The following is a 13,013-nucleotide window of genomic DNA, read 5'->3' as shown; positions in this document are numbered from 1 at the left end:
CCCCCCCCCCCCCCCCCCCCCCCCCCCCCCCCCCCCCCCCCCCCCCCCCCCCCCCCCCCCCCCCCACTCCTACAGTTTGATTTGTGTTGTATCAGACGCCGGCGATTAGCTGCCGGGCCGCCTGGCTGTGATCGGCGATCAGGCCTTTGAGATCCAGCCCTTCAACCTGCCCGTCAATCACCCGCCATTTGCCACCAATCATCACCCGATCCGCGCGATCAGCACCGCACAGCAGCAACGCCGACACCGGATCATGACTGCCGGAGAAACGCAGCTCATCGAGCTTGAACAACGCCAGATCCGCCTGCTTGCCCACCGCCAGTTCGCCGATATCGGAACGCCCCAACAAACTCGCCGAACCCTTGGTTGCCCACCCCATAACCAGTTCCGGGGTGATCTTCTGCGCGCCATAACGTAGCCGCTGAATGTAAAGCGCCTGACGGGTTTCGAGCATCATGTTCGACGCATCGTTGGACGCCGATCCATCCACGCCCAGGCCGAGCAACGCACCGGCAGCGGTCAGGTCCAGGGTCGGGCAAATGCCGGAGGCCAGGCGCATGTTCGAACTCGGGCAATGGCAAATCCCGGTGCCGGCGGCGCCGAGGCGGGCGATTTCGTCCGGGTTGAAGTGGATGCCGTGCGCGAGCCAGGTGCGTGGCCCGAGCCAGCCGACGCTGTCCAGATAATCCACGGTTCGCAGGCCGAAGCGTTGCAGGCAGAAGTCTTCTTCGTCGAGGGTTTCGGCCAGGTGCGTGTGCAGACGCACGTCGAGTTTGTTTGCCAGTTCGGCGCTGGCGGACATGATTTCCGGTGTCACCGAAAACGGCGAACACGGCGCCAGGGCGATCTGGATTTGCGCACCATCACCACGCTCGTGGTACTCGGCGATCAAGCGCTGGCTGTCCGCGAGGATCACTTCGCCTTCCTGCACGGTCTGCTGCGGTGGCAGGCCGCCGTCCTTTTCACCCAGGCTCATGGACCCGCGCGTCAGCATGGCGCGCATGCCCAGTTCGCGAACGCTTTCGACTTGCACGTCGATCGCGTTTTCCAGGCCTTCCGGGAACAGGTAGTGGTGATCGGCGGCGGTGGTGCAGCCGGACAGCAGCAACTCAGCCAGCGCGACTTTCGTGGCGAGGGCGAGTTTTTCAGGGGTGAGGCGGGCCCAGACCGGGTAGAGGGTTTTCAGCCACGGGAACAACGGCTGATTGACCACCGGCGCCCAGGCGCGGGTCAGGGTTTGATAGAAGTGGTGATGGGTGTTGATCAGTCCCGGCAGGATCACATGCTCGCGGGCATCGAAGACGTGTCCGCAGGGCGCGGACGGTTGCTGGCCAGCGGCGAGCACTTCGACGATCACGCCGTCTTGCACCACCAGGCCGCCACGGGCATCGAGGTCATTGGCAGTGAAAATGGCGAGGGGATTTTTTAGCCAGGTACGGGTCGCAGGCATGTTAGCCGGCTCCTCTGAAAGTGGGGTTCAGGTTAGCCAGCTCAGTGATTACCCTGTCTGCTGATCCAGGGTCGCCGCGGGGACGAGGTGCGGAGTTTCAAACAAAACCGCCTGGCCGGCAAGTCCTGCCCGACCAGACGACGCAAACCTTATGTGGAATGAAATCCTGTAGGCGCGAGGGTGGTGTTTACCAGGGAATGGTTTCGCCTCTGTAGTTCACGAAGTGATGTCCACCCTTGCCGGTGTACGCATTCACCTGATCGACCAACCCGCGCGTACTGGTTTCCACGTCGATATCGGCGCCTTCACCGCCCATGTCGGTCTTCACCCAACCCGGATGCAACGACAGCACGGTGAGTTTCTGCTCGCCCAGTTGCGTAACGAAGCTGTTGGTCATGGAATTCAGCGCCGCTTTACTGGCCTTGTACAACGCCAGCTCCGGCGCGTCCGGCATGGTCACGCTGCCCAGCACCGAGCTCATGAACGCCAGCACGCCGGTCTCCGGGCGAATCTGCCCGGCAAAACGTTGTGCCAGGTTGATCGGCGCCACGGCGTTGGTGAAGAACAATTGACCGACCTCGGCCAACGTCGCGCCGCCCGGCGTCTGAACGTCCGGCCCCTTGACCCCGGCATTCACGAATAGCAAATCGAACACTTCACCCTTGAGCTGTTGGCTCAGGGCGATGACCGCCTGCTGATCGTCCATGTCGAGCTTCTCGATCCGCACCTTGCCCAACGCCTGCAGCGCCTCGGCGTTCTGCGGGTTGCGCACGGTGGCGGTGACTTGCCAGCCGTCGGCCAGCAGGGTTTTCACCAGGCCGAGGCCCAGGCCCCGGGAGGCACCGATGATGAGTGCGGTTTTTGCCTTGGACATGAGTGGCTTCCTTGATAAGTGAGGATCATGGGCTCAGTGGACAACGCTGACCGAGCCGTTGTTGCAACTCGTGGCGCAATGCACCGAGTTCGTCCATACGGGTTTCAATCAGCTTGAGTTTGTCTTGCAGCAACTGTGTGACGGCGCTGTCAGGATCCGGCGATTGCCAGATCGAGGCGACGCTGTTGCCGATCTCGCCGAGGGTAAAGCCCAACCGCTGAGCCGTCTTGATGTACAACACCAGTTGCACCATGTCTGGCGGGTAGTCGCGATAGCCGTTGGCACTGCGTTGTGCAGCGATCAGTCCGCGCTGCTCGTAGAAGCGCAGTGTGTCGCGGCTGACGGCGCTGGCCTGGGCTAATTCACCGATGCGCATCATGACGTCTCAAGAGGGGCTTGACCTTGGAGCATACTCCAGGCTTTAGCCTTGTTGCTCCCTGAATTTATGGAGCAAGGCCGATGTGGACTTCAACGCAATATCGCCGGGTGGTGCGGGGCAGCGCCTGGTATGACTTGATCGTGACGGCAGCGTTTATCACGCCGTGGAGTTTTGCCGCGTTGCACGGGGTGTTGTTGAGTGTGAGTCAGGCGTTCGATTTGCCGGGCGATTTGCCGCCGTTCGAGCCGATGCACATGTTGATGGCGAATCTGCTGGGGTCGATTGTGTGTGTCTGGGCGGTGCTGCGGATTCGTGATCCGCAGCAGGTGTTTGGTCGGTATGACGCGGTGGGGCGGTTTCTGTTTTCGGCTTGGCAGCTTTATGCCTTGGCCCATGGCGCCAGTTCGCTGTTGGTGATTTTTCTGGTCTTTGAATTGGCGTGGGGCGTGGCTCAAGTGTTGCCGGTTCGACAGCCTTCGCGGGCAAGTCGGATCGCCGCGCCGCTCGCTCCTACAGGTCCAGTGCCGATTTCACCGATTGCGCAAAACCTGTAGGCGCGAGACTTGCCCGCGAAGAGGCCGGCCGGGTCAACCTTAATGCCCCGCCTGCCACGGCTGCCCCAACGACACCGGCGCATACAACCGTGTGCGCACCGCGTCCCGCGACAACAGCACCAACACCACAATGGTCGCGACATACGGCAACATCGCCAACAGGCTCGACGGAATCGCCAGCCCCAACCCCTGCGCCACCAGGTGCAGGATGCTCGCGAGCCCGAACAGGTACGCCCCCAGCAGCAATCGCCACACTCGCCAACTGGCAAACACCACTAGCGCCAAGGCAATCCAGCCACGGCCAGCACTCATGTTTTCCGCCCACATCGGCGTATAGGCCAGGGACAAATAAGCCCCCGCCAAACCGGCCATCGCGCCGCCAAACAGCACCGCCAGTGCACGCACACCCAACACCGGCAAGCCCATGGCACTGGCCGCCTCCGGGCTTTCCCCGACCGCTTGTATGATCAGCCCGACGCGACTTTTCAGAATCACCCACGCTACCAGCGCAAACAACGCGAACGACAGATACACCAGCAAATCCTGCGCGAACAGCATTCGCCCGATCAAAGGTATTTCACTCAGGTAAGGAATCACCACCGGCTCAAAACCGGCCAGCGGTTTACCGACCCACGCCGCGCCGACAAACGTCGACAGGCCCACGCCGAAAATCGTCAGCGCCAATCCGGTGGCCACCTGATTGGCATTGAACACCAGCGCCACCAGCGCAAACAGCGACGACAACAGCATCCCGGCGAGCATCGCCAGCAACACGCCAAGCCACAGGTTGCCGCTGTTCAGGGCGACGATAAAACCGATCACTGCGCCAAACAGCATCATGCCTTCCTGACCCAGATTCAGGACGCCGCTTTTCTCACAGATCAATTCGCCCAGGGCCACCAACAGCAACGGCGTGCCGCAACGGACCATGGCGTAGAAAATATTGCTCAGCAGATCGATATCCATCACAGCGCTCCGGCGTGTGCAGCGGTGGCTTGTGTGCGACGAGTCCAGCGCAGGTTCAAACGCGGTCGGTAAAGAATCAGCACGTCACTGGCCAACAGGAAAAACAGCATCATTCCCTGGAACAACTGGGTGATGGCTTGCGGCAGGTTCATGCTCATCTGCGCGCTCTCGCCGCCGATGTACAGCAACGCCATCAGCAGGCTGGAAAACAGAATGCCGATGGGGTTGAGCCGCCCTAGAAACGCCACCGTGATAGCGGCATAGCCATAACCCGGCGAGACCTGCGGCACCAGTTGGCCGATCGGCCCGGTGACTTCGCTCACTCCGGCCAGCCCTGCCAATCCGCCGCTGATCAACAGCGCCAGCCAGATCAGCCGCTTCTCGCGAAACCCGACGAAACCCGCTGCACGCTTGTCCAGCCCGAGCACTTTTATCTGGAAACCGACAAAGCTTTTTTGCAGCAAAACCCAGACCGCCACCAACGCGAGCAGGGCGAAATACACCCCGGCGTGAACCCGACCGTCTTCCATCAACAGCGGCAAACGGCTGGCATCGCCGAACATCGCCGACTCCGGAAAGTTGAACCCGGCCGGGTCCTTCAACGGCCCATGCACGCAGAACAGCAGCAGGTTCAGCGCGATGTAATTGAGCATGATGCTGGTGAGGATTTCGTTGGCATTGAAACGCGTGCGCAACCACGCCGTCAGCCCGCCCCACGCGGCACCGGCCAACGTGCCGACCAGCAGGATCAGCACCAGCGCCCAGCGACTGTGCATATCGATGATATTCACCGCCAGCGCACTGCCGGCCAGGGCGCCGAGCAGCAATTGGCCTTCGGCGCCGATGTTCCAGATCCGCGCCTGATACGCCACGGCCAGCCCCAGCGCGCAGAGCAAAATAGGCAACGCTTTGACCAACAGTTCGGAGACACCATACAAGTCGCTGACCGGCGCAATCAGCAGGGTGTGCAGCGTGAGCAGCGGGTCATGACCCAACGCAATAAACAACAACGAGCCGCAGCCCAATGTCAGGGCCGCGGCCAGCAACGGCGAGCACCACAGCATCAGGCGCGATTGCTGGCCACGGGGTTCGAGAGAAAGCAGCATGTGAAACTCCGTTAAACCGTTGCGGATGCGAGTGTTTGAGGGGCGTCGAACTGGCCGGCCATCCAGCCGCCGACATCGATCAGGCGCGTGTCGACCGTGGCCCTGAGCGGCGACAGGCGTCCGCTGCACAAGGCACCGAGCCGGTCGCTGATCTGGAACAATTCGTCGAGGTCTTCGCTGATCACCAGGATCGCCGCACCGGCATCGCGCAAGGCAATCAACGCTCGGTGAATGGTGGCGGCGGCGCCGACGTCCACGCCCCAGGTCGGGTGCGCGGCCACCAGCAATTTCGGTTGCTGAAGGATCTCGCGGCCGAGGATGAATTTCTGCAAATTGCCACCGGACAGACTGCGGGCCGGCGCTTGGGTATCGGGTGTTTTCACGCCAAAGCGGCGGATGATTTCTGCCGCCAAGGCTTCGACCTCGGCGCGCTGAATGAGGCCGTTGCTGACCAAACCTTGTTGAAACGCGGTGAGCAGGGCGTTGTTGGCGAGGCTCAGTTCGGGCACCGCACCGTGGCCCAAACGCTCGGCGGGAACGAACGCGAGGCCGAGGTGGCGTCGCGCATCGGGCCGCAAATCGGCGACCGGCTGCCCGCCGAAACGGATCGTCCCGTTATCGTTTCGGCTCAACCGTTCTTCACCGCTGAGCAGGGCCAGCAATTCATCCTGACCATTGCCTGCAACACCGGCGATTCCGACGATCTCGCCGCTGCGCACTTCGAGACCAATGTCCGTCAGGGAGCAGCCGAACGGGTCCGGGTTGTGCCACGACAATCCGCTCACATTCAAAAACGAGTCACCGCCGATCACCTTCGGATAATCGGTAATCAGCTCGGCGGCTTCCCCCACCATCAACCTCGCCAATTGCTGATCCGAACACTCGGACGGCACGCAATGCCCGGCCACCCGACCGCCGCGCAGCACCGTAGCGCTGTGACATAACGCGCGCACTTCACCGAGCTTGTGGCTGATGAACAGAATGCTGCAACCCTCGGCCGCGAGCCGGCGCAGGGTGATGAAGAGGTCGTCAGCCTCCTGCGGCGTAAGCACGGAAGTCGGCTCATCGAGAATCAGCAGGCGGATGTCCTGCATCAGGCAACGAACGATTTCCACCCGTTGCCGCTCGCCGATCGACAGGCTATGGACAAGGCGCTCCGGTTCCAGCGCCATGCCGTAGCGTCGGGAGACTTCACGAATTTTTGGCTCAAGCTGCTTCGGCGTGCCGGACGCCGCACCCATTGCCAGGGCAATGTTCTGCGCCACGCTGAGGGTTTCGAACAGCGAGAAGTGCTGGAAGACCATGCCGATCCCCAGTGCGCGAGCCTGCGCTGGATTGCGCATGTTCACGCGGCCGCCCTGCCAGATCATTTCCCCGGAATCGGCGTGTGTGACGCCATAGATGATCTTCATCAACGTACTTTTGCCCGCACCGTTTTCGCCGAGCAGGGCGTGGATTTCACCGGGAGCAATGCTCAGGTCGATGGCGTCGTTGGCCAGGCAGCCGGGGTAACGTTTGCTGATTTTGCGCAGTTGCAGTCGAGGCGTTTGATCGGGGATCGGCACGGGGTTAGGCATGACAGGCTCGGGTCGATAGGAGTTATGCCTGTGGATAAAGCAATTTCCTGGCCATTGAGTCAGGAAAACCGAAAATCCTTGCTGGCAAAGGCATTGAGGGCGCGGCCTCGCCATCTTTTGATCGTCGATCAAGCACTACTTAGGGGCAAAGTGCTTGATCAGGCTCTGCTTTTGCTCGTCGGGTATTGATCAAAAAACGAGCAACACACCGCAACCTATGCCGGATATAGGGCAGAGCCAGTCATGAACGGGTTATCCACAGGTTGTTCCACAGTATTTGTGCGCAAGCCGAAAGCACGGGCATAAGCACTGTGCGCCTATCTTCTAAAGGTGATAACCGACGCTAACTGTTTGTTTTTTCGTGAAATTAGTGGATTGTATGGAAAGTTGGACGAAAAATGAGCAAAGCCCGCAAAGCCGCATGACAGAAGGGTTACAGCAGGATGTGCTCAGGTTATCCACAGCCGGGTGCACAGCAGATGTGGGCATCTGAACAGGCTCGATAAAAGGGCGGTGAACGGTGTTGGTGCGATCAGTGCTGCAACACAATGCGCCCGCGACTCAGGTCGGCGAGCTGAGTTTGCAGGGTCGTGATGTGCTCTTTGCCGATCGCCAATTGCAAGTCCACGCCGTTGGCGGTGAAGGTTTCTTCCACCACCAAACCACCCGATTCAGCGACGCGCAGTTTCACCAGCGCCAACTCACCAAACGCACAGGTACAGCTCACCGGCACCCGACTGATCAGCTCGACTTTCGCCGCGCCTTGCAGGCACTTGTTGGCGCCACCGCCATAAGCCCGGGCGAGGCCGCCGGTGCCCAATTGAATGCCGCCATACCAGCGAATCACCAGCACTGCGACCTGATCACAATCCTGCGCTTCGATGGCCGCCAGAATCGGTCGTCCTGCGGTGCCGCCCGGTTCGCCATCGTCATTGCTGCGGTATTGGTCGCCCAGCTTCCAGGCCCAGCAGTTGTGCGAGGCATTCAAGTCGCTGTGCTGATCGATGAACGCCTGGGCGTCGGCAGGGCTTGCGATCGACGTGGCGAACGTGATGAAACGGCTTTTGCGAATCTCTTCGCGGTATTCGCAAAAACCGCTGAGGGTAAAAGGCATAAGTGTCTTAGATAGCTGGCGTGAGGCCGCAGCCCTTGAGGATGATGCGGATCAGGTTGTTGCCGGCGTCTTCCATGTCTTGCTTGGTCAGCTTGGTGCGGCCGCTGACACGGCAGATCTGGGTGGCGAAGTCGGCGTAATGCTGGGTACTGCCCCACAGCAGGAAGATCAGGTTTACCGGGTCGACCGGGTCCATCTTGCCGGCGTCGATCCACGCCTGGAACACCGCCGCCCGGCCCTGGAACCAGGCGCGATAGTCCTGATTGAAATACTCGGTCAGGCATTCGCCGCCACTGATCACTTCCATGGCGAAGATCCGCGAGGCTTGCGGCTGGCGACGGGAGAATTCCATTTTGGCGCGGATATAACGCGTCAGCGCTTCGGCCGGATCATCCTCGGCAGTCAAGGTATTAAAGGTGCTGTCCCATAACTCAAGGATGTTGCTCAATACCGCCACGTACAAACCGAGTTTGTTGGTGAAGTAATAATGCAGGTTCGCCTTGGGCAACCCGGCATTCAAGGCGATGGTGTTCATGCTGGTGCCTTTGAAACCGTGACGGGCAAATTCGTCTTCGGCGGCTTTGATGATGGTCTCTTCGTTCTTCTGACGAATGCGGCTGGCGGGTTTGCCGCCGTGAGCGGGGACTTCAAAGGTCATAGGCACTTCCGGACAAGTGGATGGGTGTAGCCACTGCGTTGATAGCGCACCCACAAGCTCCAGACAAGTCCTGACGCAATAAAACCTGAACACCACAATTCCTGTAGGCGCAGTGCCTGCTCGCAAAAGCGGCGCGTCAGTCGACATCAATACAGCTGACACACCGCCTTCGCGAGCAAGCTACGCTCCTGCGGGCTTTCGCCACTTTCAACGTGTCGCGGCCAGGCTTTCGAGGAAGCTTTCCAGCACCAAATGTGGGCGCCGGCCCTTGCGCGTGACCGATGCGAGGCTCAGGTCATAAAAACGCACGTTGGGTTTCAGCGCCCGCAATCGACCTTGCTGCACCCAGAGGCTGGCGTAATGATCCGGCAGGTAGCCGATGAAGCGCCCGGTCAGGATCAGGAAGGCCATGCCCTCACGGTCCGAGGCACTGGCGGTGCAATTGAGCGCCTGGTAATGGGCCTGGATTTCCGCGGGCAATCGGAAGGTCGGCGCGATGGCGTCCTGGCTATTGAGGCGCTCGTCATCCAGTTGTTTATCGTCGACATAAAACAACGGATGACCGACTGCGCAATACAGCAGCGAGCGTTCGCTATAAAGCGGCTGATATTCCAGCCCCGACAGTGCGCTGGCCTGCGGCACCACACCGACATGCAATCGACCGTCGAGCACCCCTTGTTCAACTTCATTTGGCGCGATCATGCGGATCTGAATCTGCACGTCCGGCCCGCGTTCCTTCAGTTGTGCCAGCGCGTGGGTGATGCGCATGTGGGGCAGGGTGACCAGGTTGTCGGTCAGGCCGATGGTCAATTCGCCGCGCAAGTGTTGGTGCAGGCCGTTGACCTCAGTGCGAAAACTTTCCAGCGCACTTAATAGCTGCAAGGCCGATTGATAGACCTCGCGACCTTCCTCGGTCAGGGAAAATCCGGCGCGACCGCGTTGGCATAAACGCAGGCCGAGGCGCTGTTCCAGATCGCTCATCTGCTGGCTGATGGCCGAGCGGCCGATCCCCAATACCGACTCTGCCGCAGAAAAGCCTCCGCACTCCACCACACTGCGAAAGATCCGAAGCAGGCGGATATCAAAGTCACTGACTTGCGCCAGCGGATCGGGGCGACGGCTGCTCATGCTTTAATTACTCAAAGTTTAGTGGATGGCTGACTGAACGTTAGAAGAGTTGGATTTCACCGACTTTATCCTCGTGGCAATTTAGCTGCAAGAACGCTTTTGATCTCTATGCCGCTTATTGCCCTGCGAGGTTTTGCCCATGAACTTGCCCGAAAACGCCCGATCTCCTTTGGCCAGCCAGCTCAAGCTCGATGCCCACTGGATGCCCTACACCGCCAACCGTAATTTCCAGCGCGATCCACGACTGATCGTTGCTGCTGAGGGCAGTTGGTTGACGGACGACAAGGGGCGCAAGGTCTACGATTCGCTGTCGGGTCTGTGGACCTGCGGCGCCGGGCACACTCGCAAGGAAATCCAGGAAGCGGTTGCCAAACAGTTGGGCACCCTCGATTACTCGCCAGGCTTCCAGTACGGCCATCCGTTGTCGTTTCAACTGGCCGAGAAAATCACCGATCTGACGCCGGGCAATCTGAATCACGTGTTCTTCACTGACTCGGGCTCCGAGTGCGCTGACACGGCGGTGAAGATGGTGCGTGCTTACTGGCGTCTGAAAGGCCAGGCCACCAAGACCAAAATGATCGGTCGTGCCCGTGGCTATCACGGTGTGAACATCGCCGGCACCAGCCTCGGTGGCGTGAACGGCAACCGCAAAATGTTCGGTCAGGCGATGATGGACGTCGATCACCTGCCGCACACCTTGCTGGCGAGCAATGCCTATTCCCGTGGTATGCCGACGGAGGGCGGTATCGCCTTGGCCGATGAACTGCTCAAGCTGATCGAGCTGCATGACGCTTCGAACATCGCCGCCGTATTCGTCGAGCCAATGGCCGGTTCCGCTGGCGTGCTGGTTCCGCCGCAGGGTTATCTGAAGCGTCTGCGCGAGATCTGCGATCAACACAACATCCTGCTGGTGTTCGACGAAGTGATCACCGGTTTCGGCCGCACCGGTTCGATGTTCGGCGCCGACAGCTTCGGTGTGACCCCGGACCTGATGTGCATCGCCAAGCAAGTCACCAACGGCGCGATTCCGATGGGTGCGGTGATTGCCAGCTCCGAGATCTACCAGACCTTCATGAACCAGGCGACGCCAGAGTACGCGGTGGAATTCCCGCACGGTTACACCTACTCCGCGCACCCGGTGGCTTGCGCCGCTGGCCTGGCTGCACTCGACCTGCTGCAAAAGGAAAACCTGGTGCAGAACGTGGCTGAAGTCGCGCCACATTTCGAAAATGCGCTGCACGGCCTGAAGGGCTCGAAAAACATTATCGATATTCGTAACTACGGTCTGGCGGGCGCGATCCAGATCGCACCGCGTGATGGCGACGCCATCGTGCGTCCGTTCGAAGCGGGCATGGCTCTGTGGAAAGCCGGGTTCTACGTGCGCTTCGGCGGCGACACCCTGCAGTTCGGCCCAACCTTCAACAGCAAGCCGCAAGACCTTGATCGTCTGTTCGACGCGGTCGGCGAAGTGCTGAACAAAATCGACTGATTTTCCCTTCTATATAGAGGCGCCCGTTGACGGACGCCTGTGGACAACTTTTCTGGAGCCCCGCATGAGCCTTATCCCGCATTTGATCAATGGCGAACTGGTGACCGAAGACGGTCGCACGGCCGACGTGTTCAACCCGTCCACCGGCCAGGCCATCCACAAGCTGCCGTTGGCCAGCCGCGAAACCATTCAGAAAGCCATCGACTCGGCCAAGGCTGCGTTCCCGGCCTGGCGTAACACGCCGCCGGCCAAACGTGCTCAGGTGATGTTCCGCTTCAAGCAACTGCTGGAACAGAACGAAGCGCGTATCGCCCAGTTGATCAGTGAAGAGCATGGCAAGACCCTGGAAGATGCTGCCGGTGAACTGAAGCGCGGAATCGAGAACGTTGAGTTCGCCTGCGCAGCGCCGGAAATCCTCAAGGGCGAGTACAGCCGTAACGTCGGTCCGAACATCGATGCCTGGTCGGACTTCCAGCCGTTGGGCGTGGTGGCGGGTATTACTCCGTTCAACTTCCCGGCCATGGTTCCGCTGTGGATGTATCCACTGGCGATCGTCTGCGGTAACTGCTTCATCCTCAAACCGTCCGAGCGTGATCCAAGCTCGACGCTATTGATCGCTCAACTATTGATCGAAGCCGGCCTGCCTAAAGGTGTGCTGAGTGTGGTGCATGGCGACAAGGCGGCGGTGGACGCGCTGATCGAAGCGCCGGAAGTCAAAGCGCTGAGCTTCGTTGGCTCGACGCCGATTGCCGAATACATCTACGCCGAAGGCACCAAGCGCGGCAAACGCGTCCAGGCACTGGGCGGCGCGAAGAACCATGCGGTGCTGATGCCGGATGCGGATCTGGACAACGCGGTGAGCGCACTGATGGGCGCGGCTTACGGTTCTTGCGGCGAGCGTTGCATGGCGATCTCGGTGGCCGTGTGTGTGGGCGACCAGGTGGCGGATGCGTTGGTGGCCAAGTTGGTACCGCAAATCAAGGCGCTGAAAATCGGTGCGGGTACTTCCTGTGGGCTGGACATGGGGCCACTGGTTTCCGGTCAGGCTCGCGATAAAGTCAGTGGCTATATAGAAGACGGCGTTTCTTCGGGCGCGTCCCTGGTGGTTGATGGTCGTGGATTGAGCGTGGCCGGTCATGAGGAAGGTTTCTTCCTGGGTGGCTGCCTGTTCGACAACGTCACGCCAGAGATGCGCATCTATAAAGAAGAGATCTTCGGGCCAGTGTTGTGTGTGGTTCGGGTCAACAGCCTGGAAGAGGCGATGCAACTGATCAACGATCACGAATATGGCAACGGCACCTGCATCTTCACCCGTGATGGGGAAGCGGCGCGGTTGTTCTGTGATGAGATCGAAGTCGGCATGGTCGGCGTCAACGTGCCGTTGCCGGTGCCGGTGGCTTATCACAGCTTCGGTGGCTGGAAGCGTTCGCTGTTTGGCGATCTGCATGCGTATGGCCCGGATGGCGTGCGCTTCTATACCCGTCGCAAGGCCATTACCCAGCGCTGGCCGCAGCGTGCGAGCCATGAAGCGTCGCAATTCGCATTCCCTAGCTTGTAAGTAGAAGGGCAGAAGGCCGAGCCCCTTGGGGCTCGGCCTTCGTGTTTTCGGGCTTTTTTAATCTATATGACAGAAATGTGAAGATAGGTGTTGACGGCAGATTCTGGAAGTCTATAATTCGCCCCACTTCCGGCGCAGTCGAAACGGAAAACTCCTTGGT

12 protein-coding genes are annotated in these 13,013 nt (G+C 60.2%); 3 read left to right on the top strand and 9 right to left on the bottom strand.

Going from position 1 to position 13,013, the window contains the following annotated elements; translation table 11 throughout:
• Positions 1–91 precede the first annotated feature (91 nt).
• The 3 genes from AC1ROI_RS33705 to AC1ROI_RS33695 all read right to left on the bottom strand — a co-directional run bounded on the left by AC1ROI_RS33705 (position 92) and on the right by AC1ROI_RS33695 (position 2,700).
• Entirely contained in the window at positions 92–1,450 is a 1,359-nt protein-coding gene (locus tag AC1ROI_RS33705) for an 8-oxoguanine deaminase (protein ID WP_102595211.1), read from the bottom strand.
• Between the two features lie 187 nt (positions 1,451–1,637).
• Entirely contained in the window at positions 1,638–2,324 is a 687-nt protein-coding gene (locus tag AC1ROI_RS33700; protein WP_010463780.1) for an SDR family oxidoreductase, read from the bottom strand.
• Positions 2,325–2,349: 25 nt separating this feature from the next.
• Positions 2,350–2,700: a MerR family transcriptional regulator gene (locus AC1ROI_RS33695; RefSeq protein ID WP_010463778.1), complete on the bottom strand. Its 351-nt coding sequence runs from the start codon at positions 2,698–2,700 to the stop codon at positions 2,350–2,352.
• An 83-nt stretch (positions 2,701–2,783) separates the two neighbouring features.
• On the opposite strand from AC1ROI_RS33695, the gene AC1ROI_RS33690 reads away from it, so the two are divergent.
• Positions 2,784–3,257, top strand: coding sequence for a hypothetical protein (locus AC1ROI_RS33690; RefSeq protein ID WP_102595210.1), 474 nt, complete (start codon positions 2,784–2,786; stop codon positions 3,255–3,257).
• Between the two features lie 39 nt (positions 3,258–3,296).
• Here AC1ROI_RS33690 and AC1ROI_RS33685 read toward each other — a convergent pair whose 3' ends face one another.
• The 6 genes from AC1ROI_RS33685 to AC1ROI_RS33660 all read right to left on the bottom strand — a co-directional run bounded on the left by AC1ROI_RS33685 (position 3,297) and on the right by AC1ROI_RS33660 (position 9,806).
• Positions 3,297–4,223, bottom strand: a complete 927-nt coding sequence (locus tag AC1ROI_RS33685) for an ABC transporter permease (protein ID WP_102595209.1) — start codon at positions 4,221–4,223, stop codon at positions 3,297–3,299.
• A complete protein-coding gene (locus tag AC1ROI_RS33680) occupies positions 4,223–5,329 on the bottom strand; it encodes an ABC transporter permease (RefSeq protein ID WP_102595208.1) in 1,107 nt (368 codons plus the stop codon). Before AC1ROI_RS33680 ends, AC1ROI_RS33685 begins: the two co-directional genes overlap by 1 nt.
• 11 nt (positions 5,330–5,340) lie before the next feature.
• The gene (locus AC1ROI_RS33675; RefSeq protein WP_102595207.1) at positions 5,341–6,906 is read right to left on the bottom strand and encodes an ABC transporter ATP-binding protein; all 1,566 of its coding nucleotides are present in this window, start codon (positions 6,904–6,906) and stop codon (positions 5,341–5,343) included.
• 532 nt (positions 6,907–7,438) lie between these two features.
• Complete coding sequence (locus AC1ROI_RS33670; RefSeq protein ID WP_102595206.1) at positions 7,439–8,020, bottom strand: IMPACT family protein; 582 nt, start codon at positions 8,018–8,020, stop codon at positions 7,439–7,441.
• A gap of 7 nt (positions 8,021–8,027) precedes the next feature.
• Complete coding sequence (locus AC1ROI_RS33665) at positions 8,028–8,678, bottom strand: TetR/AcrR family transcriptional regulator (RefSeq protein ID WP_010463768.1); 651 nt, start codon at positions 8,676–8,678, stop codon at positions 8,028–8,030.
• Between the two features lie 207 nt (positions 8,679–8,885).
• Complete coding sequence (locus AC1ROI_RS33660) at positions 8,886–9,806, bottom strand: LysR family transcriptional regulator (RefSeq protein WP_010463766.1); 921 nt, start codon at positions 9,804–9,806, stop codon at positions 8,886–8,888.
• A 139-nt stretch (positions 9,807–9,945) separates the two neighbouring features.
• On the opposite strand from AC1ROI_RS33660, the gene aptA reads away from it, so the two are divergent.
• A complete protein-coding gene (gene aptA / locus AC1ROI_RS33655) occupies positions 9,946–11,295 on the top strand; it encodes an omega-aminotransferase AptA (RefSeq protein WP_010463764.1) in 1,350 nt (449 codons plus the stop codon).
• 64 nt (positions 11,296–11,359) lie between these two features.
• On the top strand, positions 11,360–12,853 hold the full coding sequence (locus tag AC1ROI_RS33650; protein WP_010463762.1) for a CoA-acylating methylmalonate-semialdehyde dehydrogenase: 1,494 nt from the start codon (positions 11,360–11,362) through the stop codon (positions 12,851–12,853).
• Positions 12,854–13,013 lie beyond the last annotated feature (160 nt).

Source organism: Pseudomonas sp. GW823-FHT02C02, from assembly GCF_058797635.1.
Note: the sequence above shows the minus strand (reverse complement) of the source record. Positions and strands in the feature narration are given on the sequence as shown.